This window comes from Ralstonia flatus (genome assembly GCF_958439105.1).
Classification (GTDB): domain Bacteria; phylum Pseudomonadota; class Gammaproteobacteria; order Burkholderiales; family Burkholderiaceae; genus Ralstonia; species Ralstonia flatus.
The window spans coordinates 500664-524004 of the sequence record NZ_CAUDLI010000003.1; the positions used below are offsets into that span (position 1 = coordinate 500664).

25 protein-coding genes and 1 tRNA gene are annotated in these 23341 nt (G+C 64.2%); 10 read left to right on the top strand and 16 right to left on the bottom strand.

Annotation, left to right across the window (positions count from 1 at the left end; translation table 11 throughout):
* Positions 1–13: 13 nt before the first annotated feature.
* Both kynU and kynA read left to right on the top strand, forming a co-directional pair.
* Positions 14–1267 (top strand): kynureninase, encoded by a 1254-nt coding sequence (kynU, locus tag R2676_RS09355; RefSeq protein WP_206275643.1) that lies wholly within the window; start codon positions 14–16, stop codon positions 1265–1267.
* Positions 1268–1307: 40 nt separating this feature from the next.
* Positions 1308–2144, top strand: coding sequence for a tryptophan 2,3-dioxygenase (kynA, locus tag R2676_RS09360; protein ID WP_374220492.1), 837 nt, complete (start codon positions 1308–1310; stop codon positions 2142–2144).
* Positions 2145–2426: 282 nt separating this feature from the next.
* Here the strand turns inward: kynA and R2676_RS09365 are convergent, their stop codons facing one another.
* A complete protein-coding gene (locus tag R2676_RS09365) occupies positions 2427–3254 on the bottom strand; it encodes an IclR family transcriptional regulator (RefSeq protein ID WP_206275644.1) in 828 nt (275 codons plus the stop codon).
* A 103-nt stretch (positions 3255–3357) separates the two neighbouring features.
* On the opposite strand from R2676_RS09365, the gene R2676_RS09370 reads away from it, so the two are divergent.
* Together R2676_RS09370 and R2676_RS09375 are read left to right on the top strand one after the other, a co-directional pair.
* A complete protein-coding gene (locus tag R2676_RS09370) occupies positions 3358–4551 on the top strand; it encodes an acyl-CoA dehydrogenase (RefSeq protein WP_206275645.1) in 1194 nt (397 codons plus the stop codon).
* 409 nt (positions 4552–4960) lie between these two features.
* Positions 4961–6343 carry an NCS2 family permease gene (locus R2676_RS09375; RefSeq protein WP_027677940.1) on the top strand — a complete coding sequence of 461 codons (1383 nt, stop codon included), beginning with the start codon at positions 4961–4963 and terminating at the stop codon, positions 6341–6343.
* A 232-nt stretch (positions 6344–6575) separates the two neighbouring features.
* On the opposite strand, the gene R2676_RS09380 is transcribed toward R2676_RS09375, so the two are convergent.
* A complete protein-coding gene (locus R2676_RS09380) occupies positions 6576–7214 on the bottom strand; it encodes a peroxiredoxin (RefSeq protein WP_004629475.1) in 639 nt (212 codons plus the stop codon).
* A 279-nt stretch (positions 7215–7493) separates the two neighbouring features.
* On the opposite strand from R2676_RS09380, the gene R2676_RS09385 reads away from it, so the two are divergent.
* The 3 genes from R2676_RS09385 (at position 7494) to R2676_RS09395 (ending at position 8869) form a co-directional block, all read left to right on the top strand.
* Positions 7494–7820: a DUF883 family protein gene (locus R2676_RS09385; protein ID WP_009238780.1), complete on the top strand. Its 327-nt coding sequence runs from the start codon at positions 7494–7496 to the stop codon at positions 7818–7820.
* A gap of 138 nt (positions 7821–7958) precedes the next feature.
* On the top strand, positions 7959–8336 hold the full coding sequence (locus R2676_RS09390) for a phage holin family protein (protein WP_027677941.1): 378 nt from the start codon (positions 7959–7961) through the stop codon (positions 8334–8336).
* Positions 8333–8869, top strand: a complete 537-nt coding sequence (locus tag R2676_RS09395) for a DUF3318 domain-containing protein (protein ID WP_206275646.1) — start codon at positions 8333–8335, stop codon at positions 8867–8869. The genes R2676_RS09390 and R2676_RS09395 overlap by 4 nt, the downstream gene beginning before the upstream one ends.
* A 63-nt stretch (positions 8870–8932) precedes the next feature.
* Here the strand turns inward: R2676_RS09395 and R2676_RS09400 are convergent, their stop codons facing one another.
* Positions 8933–9298 (bottom strand): hypothetical protein, encoded by a 366-nt coding sequence (locus R2676_RS09400; RefSeq protein WP_206275647.1) that lies wholly within the window; start codon positions 9296–9298, stop codon positions 8933–8935.
* A 320-nt stretch (positions 9299–9618) separates the two neighbouring features.
* Between R2676_RS09400 and R2676_RS09405 the strand changes: the two genes are divergently transcribed.
* From R2676_RS09405 to R2676_RS09415, 3 genes are read left to right on the top strand one after another with little or no spacing between them, the layout of a single operon-like run.
* Positions 9619–10293 carry an ABC transporter ATP-binding protein gene (locus tag R2676_RS09405; RefSeq protein ID WP_206275774.1) on the top strand — a complete coding sequence of 225 codons (675 nt, stop codon included), beginning with the start codon at positions 9619–9621 and terminating at the stop codon, positions 10291–10293.
* Positions 10290–11099 (top strand): ABC transporter permease, encoded by an 810-nt coding sequence (locus R2676_RS09410; RefSeq protein ID WP_206275648.1) that lies wholly within the window; start codon positions 10290–10292, stop codon positions 11097–11099. The genes R2676_RS09405 and R2676_RS09410 overlap by 4 nt, the downstream gene beginning before the upstream one ends.
* Before the next feature lies 1 nt (position 11100).
* Positions 11101–11562, top strand: coding sequence for an NUDIX domain-containing protein (locus R2676_RS09415; RefSeq protein WP_102064727.1), 462 nt, complete (start codon positions 11101–11103; stop codon positions 11560–11562).
* An 11-nt stretch (positions 11563–11573) separates the two neighbouring features.
* Here R2676_RS09415 and R2676_RS09420 read toward each other — a convergent pair whose 3' ends face one another.
* The 13 genes from R2676_RS09420 to pal all read right to left on the bottom strand — a co-directional run bounded on the left by R2676_RS09420 (position 11574) and on the right by pal (position 23319).
* Complete coding sequence (locus tag R2676_RS09420) at positions 11574–12488, bottom strand: TauD/TfdA dioxygenase family protein (RefSeq protein ID WP_206275649.1); 915 nt, start codon at positions 12486–12488, stop codon at positions 11574–11576.
* Positions 12489–12577: 89 nt separating this feature from the next.
* Positions 12578–13750, bottom strand: a complete 1173-nt coding sequence (locus R2676_RS09425) for an acyl-CoA dehydrogenase family protein (protein WP_009238788.1) — start codon at positions 13748–13750, stop codon at positions 12578–12580.
* 101 nt (positions 13751–13851) lie between these two features.
* Entirely contained in the window at positions 13852–14337 is a 486-nt protein-coding gene (locus tag R2676_RS09430; protein WP_206275650.1) for a nucleoside 2-deoxyribosyltransferase, read from the bottom strand.
* Entirely contained in the window at positions 14334–15398 is a 1065-nt protein-coding gene (locus tag R2676_RS09435; RefSeq protein WP_206275651.1) for a LacI family DNA-binding transcriptional regulator, read from the bottom strand. Before R2676_RS09435 ends, R2676_RS09430 begins: the two co-directional genes overlap by 4 nt.
* Positions 15399–15477: 79 nt before the next feature.
* Complete coding sequence (locus R2676_RS09440) at positions 15478–16452, bottom strand: NAD(P)-dependent oxidoreductase (RefSeq protein ID WP_206275652.1); 975 nt, start codon at positions 16450–16452, stop codon at positions 15478–15480.
* 4 nt (positions 16453–16456) lie between these two features.
* A complete protein-coding gene (locus tag R2676_RS09445; protein WP_206275653.1) occupies positions 16457–17737 on the bottom strand; it encodes an MFS transporter in 1281 nt (426 codons plus the stop codon).
* A 58-nt stretch (positions 17738–17795) separates the two neighbouring features.
* Complete coding sequence (locus R2676_RS09450) at positions 17796–18785, bottom strand: sugar kinase (RefSeq protein WP_206275654.1); 990 nt, start codon at positions 18783–18785, stop codon at positions 17796–17798.
* A 29-nt stretch (positions 18786–18814) separates the two neighbouring features.
* The gene (locus tag R2676_RS09455; protein WP_206275655.1) at positions 18815–19585 is read right to left on the bottom strand and encodes a sugar phosphate isomerase/epimerase family protein; all 771 of its coding nucleotides are present in this window, start codon (positions 19583–19585) and stop codon (positions 18815–18817) included.
* A 270-nt stretch (positions 19586–19855) separates the two neighbouring features.
* Positions 19856–19931 (bottom strand) — tRNA-Lys (locus R2676_RS09460).
* 53 nt (positions 19932–19984) lie between these two features.
* Positions 19985–21100, bottom strand: coding sequence for a YeeE/YedE family protein (locus R2676_RS09465; RefSeq protein ID WP_206275656.1), 1116 nt, complete (start codon positions 21098–21100; stop codon positions 19985–19987).
* Positions 21101–21106: 6 nt separating this feature from the next.
* Positions 21107–21781 (bottom strand): 7-cyano-7-deazaguanine synthase QueC, encoded by a 675-nt coding sequence (gene queC / locus R2676_RS09470; protein WP_206275657.1) that lies wholly within the window; start codon positions 21779–21781, stop codon positions 21107–21109.
* Positions 21782–21943: 162 nt separating this feature from the next.
* The gene (ybgF, locus tag R2676_RS09475) at positions 21944–22729 is read right to left on the bottom strand and encodes a tol-pal system protein YbgF (protein WP_206275658.1); all 786 of its coding nucleotides are present in this window, start codon (positions 22727–22729) and stop codon (positions 21944–21946) included.
* 68 nt (positions 22730–22797) lie between these two features.
* A complete protein-coding gene (gene pal / locus R2676_RS09480; protein WP_206275659.1) occupies positions 22798–23319 on the bottom strand; it encodes a peptidoglycan-associated lipoprotein Pal in 522 nt (173 codons plus the stop codon).
* Positions 23320–23341 lie beyond the last annotated feature (22 nt).

Here is a 23341-nt window from a genome sequence, read left to right on the forward strand (position 1 = left end):
ACCCGGCATTCACATGACCATCACTCGAAACGCCTGCGTCGAACGCGACGCGGCCGACCCGATCGCCGCGCTGCGCGACGCCTTTGCGCTGCCCGACGGCGTGATTTATCTCGACGGCAACTCGCTGGGCGCCCGCCCGAAAGCCGCGCTCGCCCGCGCGCAGGAAGTCGTCGCCAACGAATGGGGCGATGGCCTGATCCGCAGCTGGAACCAGGCCGGCTGGTTCGAGCTGCCGCGACGCCTGGGCAACAAGCTTGCGCCGCTGATTGGTGCACGCGAAGACGAAGTCGTCGTCACCGACACCACATCGATCAACCTCTTCAAGGTGCTGGCCGCCGCGATTCGCGTGCAGCGCGAAGACGCACCCGCCCGCAAGATCATCGTGTCGGAAACGCATAACTTTCCGACCGATCTGTACATCGCTGAAGGGCTGGCCGACCTGCTGCGCGACGGCTACAAACTGCGCCTGATCGACTCGCCGGAAGAACTGGAAGGCGCGCTGGGCGACGACGTCGCCGTCACGATGCTGACGCACGTGAACTACAAGAGCGGGCACATGTACGACATGGCCGCCGTCTCGGCGCTGGCGCACAAGCACGGCGCGCTGGCCATCTGGGATCTGGCGCATTCGGCCGGCGCCGTGCCCGTCGACCTGCACGCTGGCGGCGCGGATTACGCCATCGGCTGCACCTACAAATACCTGAATGGCGGCCCTGGCTCGCCGGCCTTCGTGTGGGTGGCGCCCGCGCTGCGCGAGCGCTTCTGGCAGCCGCTGTCGGGCTGGTGGGGCCACGCCCGGCCGTTCGCGATGGAGTCGCGCTACGACGCCGACGCCGGCATCGGCCGCTTCCTGTGCGGCACGCAGCCGATCACGTCGATGGCGATGGTCGAATGCGGGCTCGACATCTTCGCGCAGACGTCGATGGCTGCGCTGCGTGCCAAGTCGCTGGCGCTCACCGACCTCTTCATCACGCTGGTGGAAACGCGCTGCGCAGGCTTTCCGCTCACGCTCGTCACGCCGCGCGAGCACGCCATCCGCGGCAGCCACGTCAGCTACGAACACCCCAACGGCTATGCGGTGGTGCAGGCCCTGATTGCGCGCGGCGTGATCGGCGACTACCGCGAGCCGCGCATCATGCGCTTCGGCTTCACGCCGCTTTACACGAGCTTTGCCGATGTGTGGGATGCCGTGGAAATTCTGCGCGATGTGCTCGAAACCGGCGCATGGCAATCGGCCCAATTCAACGAACGTACGCTGGTGACCTGAGATGTCGAACCCGAACCAACCCGCAGCATCGGGCTGCCCCATGCATGCCGCCCAGGGCGAAGGCTGGCATGACGCCCAGCTCGATTTTTCGAAATCGATGAGCTATGGCGACTACCTCGCGCTCGACCAGATCCTGAACGCGCAACACCCGCGCTCGCCGGATCACAACGAGATGCTGTTCATCGTCCAGCATCAGACCACCGAGCTGTGGATGAAGCTGATGCTGCACGAACTGCGCGCCGCGCGGGATTGCGTGCGCAATGACAACCTGCCCCCTGCGTTCAAGATGCTGGCGCGTGTGTCGCGCATCATGGATCAGCTGGTGCAGGCGTGGAACGTGCTCGCCACGATGACGCCGCCGGAATATTCCGCCATGCGTCCGCACCTGGGGCAATCGTCGGGCTTCCAGTCGTATCAGTACCGCGAGATCGAATTCATCCTCGGTAACAAGAACGCGGCGATGCTCAAGCCGCACGCACATCGCACCGAGCACTACGAACAGGTCAAGACTGCGCTGGAAACGCCGTCGCTGTATGACGAGGCGGTGCGCTACATGGCGCGTCACGGCTTTGCATTCGACGCGGATTGCATCGAGCGCGACTGGTCGCGGCCTGTGACTTACAACGCCTCGGTGGAAGCGGCGTGGCTGGAGGTCTATCGGGACCCGACGCACCACTGGGAGCTGTACGAACTGGCTGAGAAGTTCGTCGATCTGGAAGACGCGTTCCGGCAATGGCGGTTCCGGCATGTGACCACGGTGGAGCGCGTGATTGGCTTCAAGCGTGGGACGGGCGGCACCGAAGGTGTCGGTTACCTGCGGAAGATGCTGGATGTGGTGTTGTTTCCGGAGCTTTGGAAGTTGCGGACTGACTTGTGACTTTTGCTATTGGTCGATCTCTGTTTTCATCCCCTGCCGGGGCTGACTCACTTTCTTTGTCTTGCCAAAGAAAGTAAGCAAAGAAAGGCGCGCCCGAGATGGCGAAAGATTCCTTGAATTTATGTCGCAGAGAGGGGAAGGGAAAAACTCGCTTCGCTCAGACAGTTTCCCTTCCTTTTTCCTCTCTGCAACAGAAATTCAAGGCGCCATCTAGGGCATCAACGGCCAAACCGTCTGGACGCCCTTCTCACGTCCAGGCAAGCCCTGTTACTTCGTACACAACTACATGGCGGGCTCGGCCACTTGGCCTAGCCGTGCCGCGAACTCGCGTAGCGCGGGGGCCAGTTCGTCGCGGATGCGCTCTGCATCGGCGGACGTGTATGGCGCGCTGCAACTCACGACATACGGCTCGCGCTGGCTCGGCGCGAAGAACGCGACTGCGCATGCGTGGATGGCGGGATGCCAGTCGCGCAGCGATACGGCGTAGCCATTGCGTACGCCGGCTTTGACTGCGTCGTCTGCGGCGGCGCCTTCCGCCGCCCATTGCGCGGGCTGCTGCGTGCGCAATGCTTCGTACAAGCGCTCACGCCGCGCGGCGGGCAACGAAGCCAGATACGCCCGTCCCATCGAACTCGACAGCAGCGACAGCCGCGAGCCCACGCCCAAGCCAGATGAACCGCTCATCGACGGGCTGTCGTGGCGGATCGTCTCCAGATAAACCATGTCCAGCCGATCGCGCTTGCCGAGCGAGATCGACACGCCAAAGCGCTGTGCAAACGCGCTCATGTGCGGGCGCGCGAGCTGGATCACATCGCTCGAGGCCAGATAGGCAAACCCGAGTGCGAGCACACCGGCGTCGAGCCCGTATTTGCCGAGCGCGTCGTCATAACGCAGGTAACCGAGCGACACCAGCGTGCCAGCCAGCCGGCTGACGGTGGCTTTAGGGAAGCCCGTGCGCCGGACGAATTCCTGGTTGCCGAGCAGCGTGTCGCCTGGGCGGAATGCGCGCAGTAGTTCCAGCCCGCGGGCGAGTGCCGTGACGAAATTCGGATCGCTCGACTCAGCGGGCGCGGTATCGAATTCGGGATCGGGGAGACGGGTCGTGCTCATGGCAAAAAAGCCCTGGAAATCGTCGGTGGTTGCGCTATGATAGCCCTAAATTTCGAAACTGTGTTCCGTATATCGGAACAACAAAGACTCGGAGACTACCGCTGTGACTGCTCGCAACGCCTTCAATTGGGCTGACCCCCTGCTGCTCGACCAACAACTGACCGACGACGAGCGCATGGTGCGCGACGCCGCCGCGTCGTACTGCCAGGACAAGCTGATGCCGCGCGTGCTGGAGTCGTTCCGGCATGAGAAGACCGATGCGTCGATCTTTCGTGAGATGGGCGAGCTGGGCCTGCTGGGCCCGACGATTCCAGAGCAATACGGCGGCCCGGGCCTGAACTACGTCAGCTACGGCCTGATCGCGCGGGAAGTCGAACGTGTGGATTCGGGCTATCGCTCGATGATGAGCGTGCAGTCGTCGCTGGTGATGGTGCCGATCTACGAATTCGGCAGCGAGGCGCAAAAGCAGAAGTACCTGCCGAAGCTGGCCACGGGCGAATGGATCGGCTGCTTTGGCCTGACCGAACCGAACCACGGTTCCGACCCGGGCTCGATGATCACGCGCGCCAAGAAAGTCGACGGCGGCTACTCGCTGTCGGGCGCCAAGATGTGGATCACCAATTCGCCCATCGCCGACGTGTTTGTCGTGTGGGGCAAGCTGCCGAACGACAACGGCGAAGACGAAATCCGCGGCTTCATCCTGGAGAAAGGCTGGAAGGGACTGACGGCGCCCGCCATCCACGGCAAGGTCGGCCTGCGTACGTCGATCACCGGTGAAATCGTGCTCGATGAAGTGTTCGTGCCGGAAGAAAACCTGATGCCGGGCGTGCGCGGCCTGAAGGGTCCGTTCACGTGCCTGAACTCGGCGCGCTACGGCATCGCGTGGGGCGCGCTGGGCGCAGCGGAGGCCTGCTGGCACATCGCACGCCAGTACGTGCTGGATCGCAAGCAGTTCGGCCGCCCGCTCGCCGCCAACCAGCTGGTGCAGAAAAAGCTGGCCGATATGCAGACCGAAATCACGCTCGGCCTGCAAGGCTGCCTGCGCCTGGGCCGCATGAAAGACGAAGGCACGGCCGCAGTGGAAATCACGTCGATCATGAAGCGCAACTCGTGCGGCAAGTCGCTCGACATCGCCCGCATGGCGCGCGACATGCTGGGCGGCAACGGCATCTCGGATGAGTTTGGCGTGATCCGCCACGTGGTGAACCTCGAAGTGGTGAACACGTACGAAGGCACGCACGACATCCACGCGCTGATCCTCGGCCGCGCACAAACCGGCATTCAGGCCTTCTTCTGATTGCGCTTTGCTTTTCCGGCGAGTTGGGGCACACTCGTGCACCACTCGCCACACCCATGGCCGCATCCCTCGCCCGTCCTGGGCACCGTTGTTCTCCTCCCCTCGCGATATACCAATTTGCAAATGACCGGGATACGCCGCGCCGGATGAATCGGCACTAGCGCGCGTCTATGCTTCGGTCCAAGTGTCGGCGGATTGTTGGGCCGCACGCCCTCACACCGATAAAACGAGCGCGCAATCCACACGCAGAGTGCAGCGCCACGCGACAAAACCAATCGCGAGACAACGGTCTGGAGAATGCCGGCGCGCGTACGCAGGCACCCGTACCGATATCAAAACCAGAACAGGGCACCTTACGCGGACGACCCAGATCGGCCGGCGCGGAGTCCTGCCAGGAGACAAACCCACCATGGCTGAACAGTCCATTCCGTCGTCGACGGAACTTGGCGCCGCCGGCATCGCCGATGCGCGTGCCATCGATCGCTATTTCCAGATTTCTGCACGCGGCAGCACGCACAAACGCGAGGTCGTGGCTGGCATCACCACCTTCATGGCGATGGTCTACGCGGTGTTCGTCGTGCCCGGCATGCTGGGCAAGGCCGGCTTTGACACCAGCGCCGTGTTCGTCGCGGTGTGTCTGACCACCGCCTTCGGCTCGCTGCTGATGGGCTTGTGGGCCAAGCTGCCGATCGCCATTGGCTGCGCAATCTCGCTGACGGCATTCATGGCTTTCGGCCTGGTGCTGGGGCAAAAGCTGACGCCGGAAATCGCGCTCGGCGCCGTGTTCCTGATGGGCGTGGTTTTCACCGCCATCTCGGCCACGGGCGTGCGCTCGTGGATCCTGCGCAATCTGCCTTCGGGCGTGGCGCACGGAACGGGCATCGGCATCGGGCTGTTCCTGCTGCTGATCGCGTCCAACGATGTGGGACTGGTCGTCAAGAACGCCGGTGCTGGCCTGCCCGTTGCGCTGGGTCACGTTACCGCCTTCCCGGTGATGATGTCGGTGCTGGGCCTGGCCGCCATCTTCGGCATGGAGCGTCGACGCGTGCCGGGCGGCATCCTCATCGTGATCGTCGCCATCTCGGTCCTGGGACTGATCTTTGACCCGGCCGTGAAGTTCACCGGCGTGTTCGCGCTGCCCTCGCTGGCCAGTGCTGGTCACGCCTCGCTGATTGGGGCGATGGATATTCGCGGCGCACTCACGGCCGCCGTCCTGCCCAGCGTGCTGGCGCTGGTGATGACCGCTGTGTTCGATGCCACCGGCACGATCCGCGCGGTCGCCGGCCAGGCCGGACTGCTCAACGACAAGGGCCACATCATCAACGGTGGCCGCGCTCTGACGGCCGATTCAATCAGCTCGATCTTCTCGGCGTTCTTCGGCGGTGCGCCGGCGGCGGCTTACATCGAGTCGACGGTTGGCGTGGCAGCCGGCGGCAAGACGGGCCTGACGGCTGTCGTGGTCGGCGTGATGTTCCTGGCCGTGATGTTCTTCTCACCGCTCGCGGGTCTGGTGCCGTCCTACGCAACGGCCCCGGCACTGATGTATGTCGGCCTGCTGATGCTCTCCAGCGTGAGCAAGCTGCACATGGACGACATGGTCGACGCACTGTCGGGCCTCGTCTGCGCCGTGTTCATCGTGCTGACCTGCAACATCGTCACCGGCATCATGCTGGGCTTCAGCACATTGGTGATCGGCCGCGTGGTGGCCGGCGAATGGCGCAAGCTGAACATCGGCACCGTGGCGATCGCCGCTGCGCTGGTGGCGTTCTACGTAGGCGGCTGGGCGATCTGATCGCACACGGAACCGTCTTCACAAAAGACAAACCGGCCAGACCCGAAAGGGCTGGCCGGTTTTGTTTTGCCTGAGAACCGGTTCAGGGTCCGTAGCGAGCGGGTTGAGGTCGGTCCGAGAAGCGCAGCATCACCGCACCAAGATCGACCCGCGCAGCAGGATCCTGAGCCGGCACCAACGCAAAAAACGCCCGGCACAAGGCCGGGCGGCAATCACACTACCAAGGAGACGGTTACTTATTGGGCTGCGGCGTCAGGCGCAGATACGGCCGCAACGCCTTGTAGCCCTTCGGAAATTTCTGCTTGATGACTTCTTCATCCTTCAGAGACGGCACGATGACCACGTCATCGCCGTCCTGCCAGTTACCGGGCGTCGCCACGCTGTGGTACTCGGTCAACTGCAGCGAGTCGATCACGCGCAGCACTTCATTGAAATTACGCCCCGTCGATGCCGGATACGTAATCGTCAGGCGAATCTTCTTGTTCGGATCGATCACGAACAACGAACGCACGGTGAACGTCTCGCTCGCATTCGGATGAATCATGTCGTACAGCTGCGAGACCTTGCGATCGGGGTCGGCAATGATCGGGAAGTTGACGCTGGTGTTCTGCGTCTCGTTAATGTCATTGATCCAGCCCTTGTGGGACTCGACCGAATCGACCGACAGCGCAATCGCCTTGACATTGCGCTTGGCAAATTCGTCCTTCAGCTTGGCGGTCAGGCCCAGTTCGGTGGTGCAAACGGGCGTGTAGTCGGCCGGGTGCGAGAAAAGCACGCCCCAGCTGTTGCCCAGCCACTCATGAAACTTGATGCGGCCTTCGCTTGAATCCTGCTCGAAATCAGGGGCGATATCGCCCAAACGTAAAGACATCGTGTCCTCCATACACAGATTGGGAACCACTATAGCCAGATTGCCATCCAACCAAAACGACTATAAATTCACAACAACATCACTTTTCGTCATTAGGCGCGGCATTTGCTGACAACAGGGTGGAAGGCATGCGCACATTGCCGGACAATGACCGAGGTCTTGATCCATCGCAGCATGCGCAACGCGAGCGCTTGAAGTTTCGCGGCGCCCACACATATGCTAGCGAATAAGCACGCCGACATATTGACGATTGAACTACCCGATACCGAGGACCCGACCATGACGAACACTTCCCCCAACCTGGCCGATTCCGTCAATAAGGAGAAACTGATGACCGACGTGAAGACTGTACTGTCCGACGCTGAAACCCTGCTGAAGCAAGCTGCGTCCAGCAGCGGCGAAAAGGCCGCCGAACTGCGCGAGCGCGGCATGGGCATGCTCCGCCAAGCCAAGGAAAAGGCGCAGGACCTGCAAGACGCGGTCGTCCACAAGAGCAAGGCCGCCGCCCGCGCCACCGACGACTACGTTCACGATCACCCGTGGCAAGCCGTGGGCGTGGCAGCCGGCGTGGGGCTGCTGATTGGCCTGCTGCTCAACCGCAAGTAACCCGCCGCACCCTTTCTGGCCGATGGCGCGCCCTTTGGATCGCGCCATCGGCCAGTTGCATTTTGGCGGCTCCGTTCCGGGCATGGCGCGTGCTGTGTGTGGAACGACGTCCATCGCCTTGCACCCTCTCCTTACCTCATGACCGACGACACCAGCCCAAAGCTGTTCGCTTCCTTGAAGAAACTGGCCGGCACGGTCGTCTCGATGCTGCAGACGCGGCTCGAACTGGCGAGCGTCGAACTGGCTGAAGAAAAAGAACGGCTGCTTGGCACCGCCTTCCTGGGCATGCTGGCCGTGAGCCTGATCGCCCTGTCCATCATGACGCTGACGGCGCTGGTGGTGATCCTGTGCTGGGATACGTACCGCTGGCAGTCTCTTGCCGTGATGGCTGCGCTTTACGCGCTGGGCGCGGCGGCGTGCCTGTGGAAGGTGCGCTCGCTGCTGCGCAATGCACCGCCACTGTTCGAGGCCACGCTGGCCGAACTCGACAAAGACCGGGAGATCCTGCGCCGATGACTGATCCAACCGAACACGCGCCGTCGCCCGGCACCTCCGGCACCTCCATGAACGAACCCGCATCGAGCGCGCGCCATCACGTGCGGCCTTCACGCCGCGGCGCAGAAACACGCCTCCCGCTGAGCGTTCGCAAGGAATTGCTGCTGACCCGCGCCGCCCTGGAGCGCTACGACTACGCCCAGGCCCGCAACGATGTGCATCGCGCCACCAACCGCACCTTCAGCCTGGGCGGCTTCGGCGCGTTGCTGCCGAGCCTGATCCGGCCTTTGGCTCGTCCGAACAGCCTGATGCGGACGCTGGGCATTGCACGCGAATATCCGCTGGTGGGCACCGCGTTGTCTTTGGCGTATGCGGGGTTGCGCCGCACCGTCATCGGTCGGATCACGCGCAAGCTCGGCAAGGTCGGAATCGTGGCCGGAGCCGCCTGGTGGGGCTACAAGAAATGGCAGGAGGCCCAGGGACATGACGCCAGCGCGCCTGCACCGGCGCCTGGTGTCGATGCGGATGAAATCATCCCGGGAAGCACTTCCTGAGGGCGAGCGCCCAACAAGAAAGGCCGGAGCGATCCGGCCTTTCTTGTTTGCGGCGCCGCACGATCAGTGCAACGGAATCGGATGACGCACCCGCTCCCAGCGGCGGGCCATGCTCTGGCGCAATGCCGTCAGGCCGTGCGGCTCAGAAGCGTTGCCAGTGTCGACCTGCGCTGTCTCCGTTGTCACATCAGCGTCACGCGCGACGCGGCGCCGCCCATGCCACATCAGCACTCCGCTCGCCGTCCAACCGATCACGAACAGCGTATCGCCGACATGGCTGAGCGAATCGGGCGACGTGCCCGCGTGGAAGATCGCACTGAGCATATCGGGAGGCAGTTCCGCGCATATCCACAGAAAAATTGCCGGCGCAGAAGCAAAGACTCCCGGCTGCCACCACGGGTGGGCAACGTGCACTTTATCGGTCTCCATGGCGCCCTCCATCGCTTTTTCTAGTGATCTTCTAGTGATGCGTTGATCCTATGCTTCGTCTGCGCAAATGGCGACCCGCCCGCCGCTGAATGGGATGTCGGATTCGTCCGACATCGGCCACCAGCAAACGTATTCGGCTGATCCGTTCGGGCTAGGGACCATTCCCCATGCCCTACGGATGGCGTAACGGCGCGGCGACAGCATGGCGCCTGAGCCCGCGTGTAGACGATTACGGTGGAGGCGCCCCACACAGGCTCATATGCATAATGCATAAATCCGGCGCATTGATGCCGTACCGTTCGCAACACACTCGTCCCGACATGCTGGCCGCCACCCACCTTCAACGCCGCGATGCACGCTCCGGTGTCATGCTGCTGCAACCTGCCACGCTTGCGGTAGGGGCAGGCGATCGCATTGCGCTGACCGGACCCTCCGGTGCGGGCAAGAGCGTGCTGCTACGCGCGCTGGCGCTGCTCGATCCCGTCGACGGCGGACAGGTGACGTGGCAAGGCCAGGCGATCCGCCTGAACGCGGTGCCGGCGTATCGGTGTCACGTCGCATACGTGCGCCAACGCCCGGCACTGTTGCCCGGCACGGTGGAAGACAATCTGCAGATGCCCTATCACCTGCATGCACGGCGCCACAGCCCCGGATTTGATCGCGACGCCGCCATCGCCCTGCTCGCAGGTGCAGAGCGCGATGCCGGCTTTCTCGACAAGAACGCCGCCGATCTTTCCGGCGGTGAAGCGCAGATCGCCGCGCTGGTCCGCACGCTGCAGACCAGGCCAACCGTGTTGCTGCTCGATGAGCCGACGGCGGCGCTCGACCCTGCGTCCGCGCGCGCGGTTGAGTCGCTCTTGCAGCATTGGTTTGCGCAGGCGCCCGATCGGCATGCCTGGATATGGGTGACCCACGATCCGGCGCAAGCCCGGCGCATCGGCCATCAGCAGTGGCGCATGGCGGCTGGGCATCTCGATACGGAGCCAGCGCGATGAACGGGCAAGACCTCTCGCTTTCCGCCTGGCAGGTCGGCATTGCGGCCGCGCTGATCCTCGTGAACGGCGCGCTGTCGATTGGGCTGGGCCTGGGGCTCGAGCGACGCCTGGCGTGGGCGGCCGTGCGCACCGTCGTCCAACTCCTGGCGGTGGGCTTCGTGCTCGAATGGGTCTTCGCTCACGCGCATTGGGCGGTGGTGCTGGGCATCGTGGCCGTCATGACGCTGATTGCCGGACATGCCACTGGCAGCCGCGGCGCGCGCGGCTATGCGGGCTTGCGCCTGGACGGCACGTTGTCGGTCTTCGGCAGCACGTGGCTGATCGGCGCAATCGGGCTGGTGATTGTCCTGCATGCGCGGCCGTGGTACGAGCCGCAATACGCCATCCCGATCATGGGGATGATTCTTGGGAACACGCTCACGGGCGTGGGCCTGGCGCTGGAGCGCATGACAGGGGAGCTGACTGCCACGCGCGACCAGGTGGAGACGGTTCTCGCGCTCGGCGGTACGCGCTGGGAAGCCGCGCGCAATGCAGCACGCACAGCCGTACGCGCCGGCATGACACCGATCATCAACCAGATGACTGTCGTGGGCGTGGTGAGCTTGCCCGGCATGATGACGGGCCAGGTCCTGGCGGGGCAGTCTCCGCTGGAGGCCGTGCGCTACCAGATCGTCATCATGTTCCTGCTGGCGGCGTCTTCTGGGCTGGGGACGGTTGCGGCGGTGCTGCTGGCCTATCGCAGGCTGTTCAGCCCACATCATCAATTGCTCAGCGCACGCATCACGCAACGCGGCGGAGCGAAATAGCATGCCGATCGCCCTGTCCTGCGGCCTCGTGCTGCTCAACGAAGATGGCGACGTGCTCCTCGCGCACGCCACCGAGACGCGCCACTGGGACATCCCCAAAGGGGCACCGGACCCCGGCGAGGATCACCGCGACACCGCCCTGCGCGAGACGCGCGAGGAGACCGGCCTCGTGCTCGACAGCCATGCCCTGATCGAACTCGGCCGGTTTCCGTATCGCCGCGACAAGGAGCTGCACCTGTTCGCCGCACGCCTGCGCCGCGCCGAAGTCGCACTCGACACGCTGACCTGCACGTCGATGTTCAACAGCTACCACACCGGCCGGCTCATCCCCGAGATGGACGCATACCGCTGGGCCACGGCGGACGAGGTGCCGAAGTATGCGAGCCAATCGCTCGCGCGGCTGTTTGCACAGACGTTGACGCTGGCGAGCATCGATGCCCGCCTCGCCGAGGCCGGCCTGTAGACGAACGGCGCTTAAACCGGCACGTCGCCTTCGATGGTCGTGCGATGCAGCGTGCGCCGATACTTGTCTGGGCAGCCCGGCGCGAAGTGGATGGTGGAGCGGTTGTCCCAGAACAGCATGTCGCCGGGGCGCCACTGGTGCGTGTAGACGTTGTCGGCGCGGACGCTGTGGGCGAAGAGTTGCTCCAGCACGCTGGTGCTCTCGTCTTCCGGCAAACCGAGAATGTGCGACGTGAAGCCTTCGTTGACGAAGAGCGCGCGCTTGCCCGTTTCCGGATGCGTGCGCACAACGGGGTGATCGACCGGCGGCACGGCGTCGCGCTGCGCTTGCGTGAGCGGCGGACGCCAGGTCGACAGCGCGCGCAGTCGCTCATAGCGGTACACATACGAATGCACGGCACGGCGGCCTTCGATGATGCGCTTGAGATCAGCCGGCAGCGTTTCGTAGGCGCGCACCATGTTGGCGAACAGCGTGTCGCCGCCCTCTTCCGGCAACTCACGCGTGAGCAGCATCGAACCGAGGCTCGGCAGCGGCTTGTACGACAGGTCTGAATGCCAATCCCGTCCTGCATCGCCCAGGCCGATCGGCTTGCCGTTTTCGACCACGTTGGAAACGACCAGGATTTCCGGATAGCCGCTCAGATGGAACTGATTCAGCACATGCACCTGCTGCGGGTCGAAGCGGCGGCTGAAGGCCACTTGCGCCTGCGGCGTGAATTCGACGTCACGGAAAACGAGCAGGCCGTCATGCGCGAGCCAGGCGTGGCGGATGGCAGCGATGTCTGCGTCAGACAAATCGGCTGCATCGCCCAGGCCCAGAACCTCTGCGCCAAGCGGCGCGTGGGGCAGGCGGCGAATGTGGAATCGGGCCGTGTGAACGGCAGGAGCATCCGTGGCAACAACGGCGGCAACAACGGCGTCGGACATGATGTAAGCGCGCGGCAATAGACGAATTTCACATTACACCGCTCGCCCCCGCCGCGTGCCAACGAAGGAATGTGCAGATCGATAGGCGCTTAGCCGTAGATGGTGGCGTCGGGCAGGATGCCTTCCAGCGCGTAGCGGCCGATGGCGCGCAATTTGTAGTCAAGCGGGTCGTGCAGCGTATGCGTGCGCGCGTTGCGCCAGAAGCGGTCCAGCGCGAGCGCGGCCTTGGTCGAGCGTGCGCCCGTCGCCTCGAACAATTCCTGGGCGACGAACAATGCGGCGCGATGTGCCAATACCTTGGCTTCGGCCGTAGCGAGCGACACCTCGGCACGCTCCTCGGCGCTGAGCGCGGCGCCTTTGCGCCATGCGCGGTCCAACCGCTGGATGGCGCGATCGGCCAGCGCTTCCGCAGCCAGCCATTGCACGCGCATCTCGCCAAAGCGGTGAATTTGGTATGGGTCGTCCGCCGCGCGCTCCACGCCCGATGTGATCCACGGCCGTGACGATTGCAGCGTGTGCTTGCGCGCCTCGTCCAGCGCGCCTGCCGCAATGCCGGTATAGAGATTGACCAGTACGTTTTGCGCGATGCACGAACGCAAGGTTTGATATGGCGTGAGGACCGCCTCGGGGCGCACCAGCACTTCGTCTTCGCTGACCTGCACATGCCGGAATTGCACCGAGGCGCTGTCGGTCTGGCGCTGCCCGATCGGATGCCAGTCATCCCGTACCGTGATGCCGTAGCGCGCTGTCGGCACCACCGCCACAACGGGGTTGCCGCTGGCCGCGTCGTGAGCAGACACGACCATCACGTCGGAGCCGAGCGTGCCGGAACAGAAACCCTTTTCGCCATCGAGCAGCCAACCGCTGCCCGAGCGCTGCGCACGCAGGCGATGGTCGAGCGGATTGACGGCATTGCCCCACCACCAGCCCAGCTCGGCGGTCGGACGCAGGAAGCGTTCGCGCTGCGCGTCGGAGCCGTACAGATAGACGGTTGCGGTCTGCAGATACTGGAAAGCGAGCAGGTGCCCAAGGGAGCTGTCGACTGCGGCGATGGCGCGCACCGCGGCAAAGGCATCGGCCCAACTGACGCCGCTTCCGCCGTATTGCGTGGGGATCACCAGGGGCAGCAGGCCCGCTCGCGCAATCGCAGCTTTCTCGTGCGCGGCATGACCGCCGTGCTGGTCACGCTGCGCAGCCGTTGCCGCCAACTCTGCCAGCAGATGCGTAAGGTCGGGAAGTTGATGCAGATCGTCGAGCTTCATGCGTTTGCCTCGCGTCGGAGACGCCATCCGGTGCAGGCACTATACGGACGGCGCCTACCGCCTTGAAGGAAGCAATCCGCATACGCATATCCAGCGCGCGACTATGCGTAGTGCACGCGCATGCGATCCAGACACGCGCGCACATCGCCCACGACGAGGTGACAACTGCACGCGATCATGAGGTTGCGCGGCAGGCCGAAATCTTCCACGGCCCAGCCGTCGGCATCGTTGCCGTTTGTATTCGGCACCTGCGCCAGGAGCGGCGCGGCGGGCACGTGATAGCACCACACGTCTTTGCCGCGGGCGATGGCGTAGCCGATTTCGAAGCACGTGCCGGAATCGGGCTCGTGGCCGCGGAAGTCCGCTACGTTGGCGAGCACGGCGTCAGCTGAATCGATCAGCGCGATGTTCTGGCGATAGATCTCCGCAGCGGTCGCAGGGCCGTCGACCTGCGGGGCGATCGTGTTGTCGAGCGGATACAGACCGATGAAGCCGAATTCCGCGCACAGCGTTTTAAGGGCTTCGCCGTGCACGACGGGCTCGGGACGGAAAACATCCGGCCCGGCCAGGTAGAGACGCAACGTCATGACGCAGCCTCAATAACATGCACCGTCGAAGCACGCTCAACGAGCGTACCGGGCAGCAACACGACACGGGCATCGCCGGTCACGCCCTCGATGCGTTCATGCACAAATTCGACGGCCTTGTAACCGATGTCGTACGTCGGTTGCCGGATCGTCGTGATGCCGATCAACTCCGCCCATTCCGGATCGTCGATCGACAACAGCGCCGCACGGTCCTGCCACGCCGCGCCGAACTGCGTGCGCAGATGCCGCGCCACGATGAGCGCGACCGGCGCATTGGCAACGAACAACGCCAGCCGTTTTCCGCCGCGGCGGTGCACCGCATCGATGCGTGCGGCGATCTCGGCCAGCGCACGTTCAGTCGAGGCGGCGTCGTTCGGGTCAAGCACAACGGCTGGCTCGGCTGGCCGCCCTCGCGCTGCCATCGCCTCTCGGAATGCACGCTCACGCTCGCGCCGCGAGCTGACCTGCTGAAACGGCTGCACGATGAACTGGATGGCATCGAAACCTTGGTCGAGCAAATGCTGCACGCCCAAGCTGACGGCGTCGCCGTTATCGAGCCCCACGAGGTCGGCGTCGAACCCTTCTACCGTGCGATCCACCAGCACAGCGGGAATGCCGCCACCCCGCAACGGCCGCAATACGGCCTCTTCCGCGCCGAGCGCATTGACGATCAGGCCTTCGACCCGATACGTCGTCAGCAACTGCACGAACCGGCGCTCCATCTCGATCTCGTTTGCGGCGTGGCAGATGAGCGGCATGTAGCCCAACGCGTGGCAGGCCGCTTCAACGCCCTGCAGGACTTCGATCGTGTAAGGATTGGTCAGGTCGGCCACCAGCATGCCGAGCAGCCGATTGCGGCCGCGCTTGAGACCACGCGCCATCTGGTTGGGCCGGTAGTTCAACCGCTGGATGGCCGCTTCGATGCGCTGTCGCAAATCTTCGGAAAGGACCTGCATCTCGCCGTTCAGGTAGCGCGACACGCTGGTCTTGCCGGTTCCCGCTTCGCGGGCCACGTCGGTGATGGTCGCAGGGCGCGAGGAAGAGGATGGGAAATCAGTCACGATGCGCTTCAGAACGGGCCGTCGGCGCGAGGGGCCGGCGCCAGGGAGCGAGGATCATAGCGCAATCCCGGCACGCGGCTCACTGGGCGCGAGCGGGCTCCAGCACCTGCGGATTGACCAGGTTTTCACGCAATGTGCCTGCCAGCGCCTTGATCAGGTTGTCTGCCGCGCAGCGCGCCATGGCGTGTCGCGTCTCGTGCGTTGCGGAGCCGATATGGGGCAAGGCCACCACGTTCTTCATTCCCAGCAGCGGCGAGTCGGCCGGCAGCGGCTCGTGCTCGAACACATCGAGCCCCGCGCCGCGGATCGTACCGTCGCGCAATGCATGGATGAGCGCCGCTTCGTCGACGACGGGGCCACGCGATGCATTGATCAGGATCGCACTGCGCTTCATCTTTGCCAGTTCCGTCGCGCCGATGAGGTGGTGCGTTTCGGGTGTCAGCGGCACCTGCAAGCACACAAAATCCGATTCGGCCAGCAATGTGTCGAGCGTCACGCGGCGCGCGCCGTACTGCGCTTCGGCCTCGGGATGCGGGTGCCGGTTCGTGTAGAGCACACGCATCCGGAACCCCAGCGCCGCACGGCGGGCCAACGCCGCGCCTATCCGACCCAGCCCGACGATGCCGATGGTCTTGCCCTGGACATCCGTGCCGTAAAGCTCCGGCCCGATGCTGCGCTGCCAGTTGCCGGCCCTGACCCACTCGGCCAACTCCACCACGCGACGCGCCGAGGCGAGGATCAGCGAAAACACGGTATCGGCGGTCGACTCGGTCAACACATCCGGCGTGTGCGCAAGCGCAATGCCGCGACGCGTGAGATCGGGCACGTCGAAATTGTCATAGCCGACAGAGATCGTGGACCATGCCCTGAGCCTGGGCGCGCTGTCGAGCATCTGAGGCGTGATCTTCAGGCTCGCACCGATCGCGCCTTCGGCGTTGGCAAGCGACTCAGTCAATGCCGCGGCACCGTCAACCTGCATGAGTTCGACATGCTCGCGCAACTCGGCTACAACGTCATCGGGCAGCGGCTTGTAGGCAACGACAAGCGGTTTCATCGGTTCATTTTCCAGGGACAGGATTGGCAAGCGGGTAAGCGTCACGCGGTTGCGGCTTGACGCAAAGCGTAAGCACCACGGCGGCCAACAGCGCCGCGCTCATGAATGCATACGACGCCAGCGGAGAGCCCGTGGCACCGTTCAGGTAGCCAACGAAGTACGAGCCGACAAACGAACCGAGGGCACCCATGCTGTTGATCAACGCCATCGCGCCACCGGCCACGTTCTTCGGCAGCAACTCCGGCACGATCGCGAAGAACGGACCATACGGCGCATACATCGCCGCACCGGCAATCACGAGCAGCACATACGACATCCAGAAATGCGTTGAGCCAAGTGCAAACGATGCGGCAAACGCTGCGGCACCGACCAGCAGAAACGGCCAGACGAAACCGCGCCGCGACCCCACCTTGTCGGATGCCCACGACGCCGCGAGCATCGCGATGGTGGCCGCCAGATACGGCAGCGCCGACAGCCAGCCCGTCTCGACCATGCCGAGCGACGAGCCGTTCTTGACGATGGATGGCAGCCACAGCACGAAGCCATAGACGCCGATGCTCCAGCAGAAGTACTGCGCACACAGCTTGATGACGGCAGGCGAGCGGAAGGCCTCGCCATAGTTGCGCATCGGCTTGATGGCCGCCTGCTCCGCCGCCAACGCTTGTTCGAGATCGCGTTTTTCCTGGGGGCTCAGCCAGGGCGCCTGCGCGGGCTTGTCCTGCACCAGACACCACCAGCACACGGCCCAGATGATGGCGGGCACGCCCTCCGCGATGAACATATGGCGCCAGCCAAACTCGCGCACGAGGTAGCCCGATACCACCGACATCCACAGCACCGTCACGGGATTGCCGAGAATCAGAAACGTATTCGCGCGCGAGCGTTCTTGCTTGGTAAACCAGTTGCTGATGTAGATGAGCATGGCCGGCATGACGGCTGCCTCGACCACGCCCAGCACAAACCGGATCGCCAGCAGCGACGGAATGTCACTCACGACACCCGTCAGCGCGGCGCACAAGCCCCACAACACGAGGCTGATGAACACGAGCTTCTTCACGCTCCGGCGCTCGGCATAGATGGCGCCCGGAATCTGGAAGAAGAAATAGCCGAGGAAGAACAGCGCACCGATCAACGACGACAGCCCCTGGCTGATCCCCAGATCGTGATTGATGCCGGCCGCCGCCGCGAAGCCATAGTTCGCGCGGTCGAGGTAGGCAAGGCTGTAGGTGATAAAGACGATCGGCATGATCATCCACCAGCGCCGCGCAGCAAGTTGCGTTGCCATGTTCGTGTCTCCTTTGATGGTGTGCGTTGCCCGCGAGGGCTGCAGTCGAAGCGCTGCGTTAGACGCTGGGAATGGATTCCGGCTCGCACCCCAGGCGGGCCGTTTGTTCAAGTACCTCGAGCGCGGCGCGCGTCGGCAGGCCTTCGGAATCACCGATCACCTGGATCGCCAGCGCGCCAATCCGGTTGCCGCGCGCAACGGCCTGCTCGGCGGACAGCCCTTCAAGCAGCGCGCTCACTACGCCCACCGCAAAGCCGTCGCCCGCGCCGACTGTGTCGACAACGCGCTCCACACGCACGCCGTCGGCAACGCCTTCCGCGCCATCAGCGGTCTGGTAGTAAGCGCCGCTAGCGCCCAGCTTGATGGCAACGCCGCGCGCGCCTCGGTCCAGATAGAAACGCGCGATGTCGGCCGGAGTGTCATAGCCGGTCAGTTGCTGCCCCTCGGCCAAGCCGGGCAGCACCCAATCGGAAAGCGACGCCAGCGCGTTGAGCGTGCTCACCATCTCCGTTGCGGAGGGCCACAGCGTTGGGCGCAGGTTCGGGTCAAAGGAAATCGAGCGACCGGCCGCACGCATCTCCCTCGCGAGGTGGAACGCAAGTTCACACGACGACGCAGAAATGGCGGGGGCCACACCCGTCAGATGCAGATGGCGCGCGCTGAGCACGTAGTCGGCGACATAGTCGGCGCGGGAGAGGCGGCTTGCGGCCGAGCCTTTACGGAAGTATTCGACCCGCGGGTCGCTGCCATCGTCGGCGCGCGACTTCAGCTGGAAGCCCGTCGGATATTGCCGGTCCACCGCTACACACGAGGCGTCGATCCGTTCGCGTGCCAGCGTTTCGAGCACATATTCACCGAACGAATCCTGCCCCACCCGGCTCACATAGCCGACGCGAAAACCGAGGCGGCTCAAGCCGACAGCGACGTTCAGATCGGCACCGGCGATGCGCTTGGTGAACTGCGTGGCCTCCGCGAGCGGCCCTGGCGCCGTCGCCACGAACATCGCCATGGCTTCGCCGTAGGTGATGACATCCAACGTATGCGACATGCGTAAGCTCCTTTGATGTCGAGTCACCGTCAGGCGGCCTTGAGCCACATGACATGTTGATGGGCGTCCGCGGCCGGATCGACCGCGTTGAACGGAAATTCGATGCCGCGCGGTACATCGCCGGGCAGCGCGGCCAACACAGCGGCGAAGCGCGCATCGTTGCCCGCAGGCGCCACGGCAAAGCGACGCGCGCCCTCGCCTGCGACGCTCTTGCAATGGATGTATTCGACGTATGGCGCCAGCGCCCGCGCGCATGCAAGCGGCGTTTCGCCAGCCCACTCCCAGTTGCCAACGTCGAACGTCATGCCGAGCATGTCGGCCGCGCCCGCGGCTTCCAATGCGCCGAACAAGCCTTGGAACTGCGACAGCGACCCGCCCACCGCCTGCTGACCGTTCTCAACGAGCACCCGTGCGCGCCACCCTTGCAACAGTTGGGCCAGCGCCTCCGGCGACGCATCGCCGGCAAACCCGCCGAGCTGGAACTTCACGATGCGCGCGCCCAAGGTCTGCGCTTCGACCAGCGCACCGCGAATGGCGACCGCGTCCAACGCGCCGTCGTCGGAGTACAGCGTGGCCGGCGTCGAGTAGACCGCCCACAAGCCGTGTGCGGCCATCAAGCGACCCAGGGCCGCCAAGACATCGGCCGATACCGTGCCGTCCAGCCCGGCGGGCAACAATTCGCGCCGCACCTCGAAGCCGGCAGCGCCGACCGACGCGGCGAGGGGAACATAGGCGTGATGTCCCCGCTCAAGCACCTGCGCGGCGCCGAACGCGCTCGCCACGATCACGATATCTGCCATTTGTGCGCTTTTCTCCGTATGGAACCGGTTCCATTAGGGGATATGGTCGCGGTTGGAGAGCGTCGACGCTATAGAGGAAATCCCTAGCGGCGGCGGCAAAATGCGACGCGCCGCACATGTGCTCGGCGAAGATCGGGGATAGGGTTATCGGCAAGGCATGCCCGCGCTTTCAATGTGGAAGCAAGGCCACGCGCAGGGCTGAGGAGCGGCAGGCGTGCAAAAGCAGCCAAACAAAAAGGGCCGACAGTCGCCTGTCAGCCCTTCGAATTTTGGTGGGTCCTGCGGGATTCGAACCCGCGACCAATAGATTAAAAGTCTACTGCTCTACCGACTGAGCTAAAGACCCCAAAGACCGCGATTATAGGGAGATACCCGCGATTCTGTCAACGGTTCGCCCCATCAAACGAGACGTTCCATTCGCCACATCTGGTAGCGGAACGCCAGCACCGCACCGATCACGATGCCGGCCAGCGCGATGAACGAGCCGACCGCCAACGTCGATACGCCAGACAGCCCTTGTCCGATCGTGCACCCGAGCGCCGTGACGCCGCCAATGCCCATGAGGATGCCGCCGACGATGTGGTTGCCCGTGTCCTCGGCGTTGGCAAAGCCTTCCCAGCGGAACGTGCGCGTGACCAGCGCCACCGCCGCCGAGCCGGCAATCACACCGAGCACGCTGACGATACCGACCGTCAGCACCTTCGATGTATCGCTGAAGAACATCAGCCACTCCAGCGTGTACGACACCGGCGCCACGAAGCTCAGCGCTTCCATGCGGCCGCTGTTGGTCGCCACGAACGCTTCCTGCAGCGTGTTCGGATCTTCCTGCACATAGCCGAGATGCCCCGAGACGTACCACATGCCGACGATGACGAGGCCAACGCCGATGCCGCCCAGCAGGTTGTCACCCGTGCGGAAATCGCGCCCCAGCAGCGCCCACAGCGAAAGCGCCCCGCCGATCATCAGCGCCAGCGCCAGACGCAGCACGCGCGCATCGGCGGAAAACGCCTGCCCCAGCACACTCGGCAAATCCTGCGACGTCGGCAGCGCAATGGCAACGCTGTCCACCGTAGCCACACGCACGACGCCAAACACGCCCTTGAGCGTCATGTACGCCGCCAGCCCCAGGAACACGAACACCACCACCGACTTGAGGTTGCCGCCGCCGATACGCACCAGTGTCTTGCTGCCGCATCCCGAGCCCAGCACCATGCCAAATCCGAACAGCAGCCCGCCCACCAGCGACGACAGCCACAGCAGCTTGCTGGCCGTGTAGATCGTTTTGCTCGTATCGATCAGGCCAAGCCAGCTCAGGCACCCTGTGCCGATCATGGCCACGCCGATGGCGAGCGCCCACATGCGCAGCCGGTTCCAGTCGCCGATGTTGACGACGTCGGACACCGCGCCCATCGTGCAGAAGTGCGTGCGCTGAAGGATCGCGCCAAACACGAACGTCAGCGCAAACGTGCCCCACAGCACCGTGTGGGACAACGCGTTGAGGTCGATTTCGGGCATGGCGCCTCAGACGTAGCGGGTGGGGTCGGGCACGCCTGCGGCTTCGAAGCCGGCCTTGCGGATGCGGCACGAATCGCACACGCCGCAAGCGCGGCCGGCGTCGTCGGCCTTGTAGCACGACACGGTCAGGCCGTAGTCCACGCCCAGCCGCACGCCGGCCTGGATGATCTCCGCCTTCGTCATGTCGATGATGGGCGCGTTCACCCGGATGCGCTCGCCTTCCACGCCGGCCTTCGTCGCCAGGTTGGCGAGCGTTTCGTAAGCGGCCACGTATTCGGGGCGGCAATCCGGATAGCCGGAGTAATCCACGGCATTCGCGCCAAAGAACAGGTCACGTGCGCCAACCGCCTCGGCCCAGCCGAGCGCCAGCGACAGCATGATCGTGTTGCGCGCGGGCACATACGTGATCGGAATGCCTGACTGCGCGCCGTCGGTCGGCACGTCGAGCGCATCGTCGGTCAACGCGGAGCCACCGAACTTGCGCAGGTCCAGATCGACGATTTCATGGCGCACTGCGCCGAGCGCCGCCGCCACTTTCTTGGCCGCCTCGAGTTCGGACGAGTGACGCTGGCCGTAGCGCATCGACAGCGCGTAGGTCTCAAAGCCATCGGCATTGGCCATGGCGAGCACGGTGGCAGAGTCCAACCCGCCGGAAAGCAGGACGATGGCGCGTTTTTTCATGGGCGAAGCCTTGCAAAGCGATTCGGGAAGGCCCGCATTTTAGCGTGCCACCGCCCCGCGCGCCCCCGCTGCCCCATATGTCCGCCATTTGGCACCCCATGAAAAACGCCCGCCGGTGCAGCCCCGGGCGGGCGTTGGTCCACATGCTGTGCGGTTTGCCGATCAGCGCATCGTCTTCAGACGGCTTTGGGCGGTCTTGGCCTGCTCGGTACCGGGATACTGCGAGGCCACCGTTTCGAGCGTCTTGCGTGCAGCCGCCTTCTGGCCCGACTCGCCCTGGTTGGTCGCCACCTGCAGCAGCGCATCGGGCGCCTTCGGATGCTGCGGATTAGTGCGCGCCATATTCTCCAGCACGTAGCTTGAGCCCTTGTAGTCGCGCTGCGCATAGAGCGCGTTGCCCAGCCAGAACTGCGCCAGCGGCAGATACGGGCTTTGCGGATACTTCTTCACGAACGCCGAGAACTGATTGCCCGCGCCCTTGAAGTCGCCGCCCTGGAACGCCTTGAGCGCAGCATCGTATTCCGGCTTCTCGTTCGGTTGGACCATGCCTTCGCGGCCGTCCACCGTCGCTTGCTGCGGCTCGAACTTCTTCAGGCGCGCATCCAGATCAGCGTAGTAATCCTTCTGCTGCTTGGTCAGCGTATCGACGCTGTTCTGCAGGACTTCGTTCTGCCCGCGCAGGCGCGCCACTTCGGATTTGAGTGTCTCGATCTGGTTTTGCGCGTCGATCAGGTTCTTGCTGTTCTGATCGATGCGTTGCGCCGCCGTCGACTGGAAGTTGTTGAACTTGTCGCGCATGTCGATGATGGCGCGGCGCGCCTCATCGTCGTCAAACACCCCCGCTGCCGTCGGGCCGGCCATGGTGAGGGCGCCACCCGCGACGAGCGTCGCCATCAGGATGGCCCGACGCATGGCCCCATAAGCGCGCTGTTTCATCATCGTATTCATGTGATTGCCAACGTAAGAACGCCGGCCGCAACCTCGCAGCCGGCGCGTTCCACTTCAAACCGTACCGATTAATAGACGATGTCGGCGCGGCGGTTCTGTGCCCACGAATCTTCGTCGTGGCCGGTCGCTTGCGGCTTTTCCTTGCCCAGGCTCACGGCTTCCATCTGGCTGTCAGGCACGCCCATCGACGACAGGGCGCGACGCACGGCCTCGGCACGCTTCTGGCCCAGAGCCAGGTTGTACTCGCTGGTGCCGCGCTCGTCGGTGTTGCCCTGGATCAGGACCTTGCGCTTGTTGTGCGATTGCAGGTAGCGCGAGTGCTGGCCCAGCAGGCCTTGGTACTCCGACTTGACCGAGTAGCTGTCGAAATCGAAGTAGATGCTGCGCTTGGCCAGCGGGCTGTTCGGGTCGGTCAGTTCGTCACGGCCCACGTCCACCGGCGTCACCGTGCGGGCATCAGCGCCCGTGCCATCGGCAGCACCCGTACCGTTCTTGGCCGTATCGTCGAGCTTCACGCCCGAGCTGCAAGCGCCCAGGGCCAGCAGCGCGGCAATGGCTGCGAGTTTCATCATGGTTTGGGACTTCGACATGTCCGATTTCTCCTAGTGGAAC

What these genes read in the sequence shown, in the direction of transcription:
- R2676_RS09450 (WP_206275654.1), bottom strand. Translation starts at nt 18,785, where the DNA reads ATGTCGCATACGTTGGATGTCATCACCTACGGCGAAGCCATGGCGATG.
- R2676_RS09395 (WP_206275646.1), top strand. Translation starts at nt 8,333, where the DNA reads ATGACTGATCCAACCGAACACGCGCCGTCGCCCGGCACCTCCGGCACC.
- R2676_RS09455 (WP_206275655.1), bottom strand. Translation starts at nt 19,585, where the DNA reads ATGGCAGATATCGTGATCGTGGCGAGCGCGTTCGGCGCCGCGCAGGTG.
- queC (WP_206275657.1), bottom strand. Translation starts at nt 21,781, where the DNA reads ATGAAAAAACGCGCCATCGTCCTGCTTTCCGGCGGGTTGGACTCTGCC.
- R2676_RS09380 (WP_004629475.1), bottom strand. Translation starts at nt 7,214, where the DNA reads ATGTCTTTACGTTTGGGCGATATCGCCCCTGATTTCGAGCAGGATTCA.
- R2676_RS09400 (WP_206275647.1), bottom strand. Translation starts at nt 9,298, where the DNA reads ATGGAGACCGATAAAGTGCACGTTGCCCACCCGTGGTGGCAGCCGGGA.
- kynA (WP_374220492.1), top strand. Translation starts at nt 1,308, where the DNA reads ATGCATGCCGCCCAGGGCGAAGGCTGGCATGACGCCCAGCTCGATTTT.
- R2676_RS09365 (WP_206275644.1), bottom strand. Translation starts at nt 3,254, where the DNA reads ATGAGCACGACCCGTCTCCCCGATCCCGAATTCGATACCGCGCCCGCT.
- pal (WP_206275659.1), bottom strand. Translation starts at nt 23,319, where the DNA reads ATGTCGAAGTCCCAAACCATGATGAAACTCGCAGCCATTGCCGCGCTG.
- ybgF (WP_206275658.1), bottom strand. Translation starts at nt 22,729, where the DNA reads ATGAATACGATGATGAAACAGCGCGCTTATGGGGCCATGCGTCGGGCC.
- R2676_RS09390 (WP_027677941.1), top strand. Translation starts at nt 7,959, where the DNA reads ATGACCGACGACACCAGCCCAAAGCTGTTCGCTTCCTTGAAGAAACTG.
- R2676_RS09415 (WP_102064727.1), top strand. Translation starts at nt 11,101, where the DNA reads ATGCCGATCGCCCTGTCCTGCGGCCTCGTGCTGCTCAACGAAGATGGC.
- R2676_RS09440 (WP_206275652.1), bottom strand. Translation starts at nt 16,452, where the DNA reads ATGAAACCGCTTGTCGTTGCCTACAAGCCGCTGCCCGATGACGTTGTA.
- R2676_RS09465 (WP_206275656.1), bottom strand. Translation starts at nt 21,100, where the DNA reads ATGCCCGAAATCGACCTCAACGCGTTGTCCCACACGGTGCTGTGGGGC.
- R2676_RS09445 (WP_206275653.1), bottom strand. Translation starts at nt 17,737, where the DNA reads ATGGCAACGCAACTTGCTGCGCGGCGCTGGTGGATGATCATGCCGATC.
- R2676_RS09385 (WP_009238780.1), top strand. Translation starts at nt 7,494, where the DNA reads ATGACGAACACTTCCCCCAACCTGGCCGATTCCGTCAATAAGGAGAAA.
- R2676_RS09375 (WP_027677940.1), top strand. Translation starts at nt 4,961, where the DNA reads ATGGCTGAACAGTCCATTCCGTCGTCGACGGAACTTGGCGCCGCCGGC.
- R2676_RS09425 (WP_009238788.1), bottom strand. Translation starts at nt 13,750, where the DNA reads ATGAAGCTCGACGATCTGCATCAACTTCCCGACCTTACGCATCTGCTG.
- R2676_RS09410 (WP_206275648.1), top strand. Translation starts at nt 10,290, where the DNA reads ATGAACGGGCAAGACCTCTCGCTTTCCGCCTGGCAGGTCGGCATTGCG.
- R2676_RS09430 (WP_206275650.1), bottom strand. Translation starts at nt 14,337, where the DNA reads ATGACGTTGCGTCTCTACCTGGCCGGGCCGGATGTTTTCCGTCCCGAG.
- R2676_RS09405 (WP_206275774.1), top strand. Translation starts at nt 9,619, where the DNA reads ATGCTGGCCGCCACCCACCTTCAACGCCGCGATGCACGCTCCGGTGTC.
- kynU (WP_206275643.1), top strand. Translation starts at nt 14, where the DNA reads ATGACCATCACTCGAAACGCCTGCGTCGAACGCGACGCGGCCGACCCG.
- R2676_RS09420 (WP_206275649.1), bottom strand. Translation starts at nt 12,488, where the DNA reads ATGTCCGACGCCGTTGTTGCCGCCGTTGTTGCCACGGATGCTCCTGCC.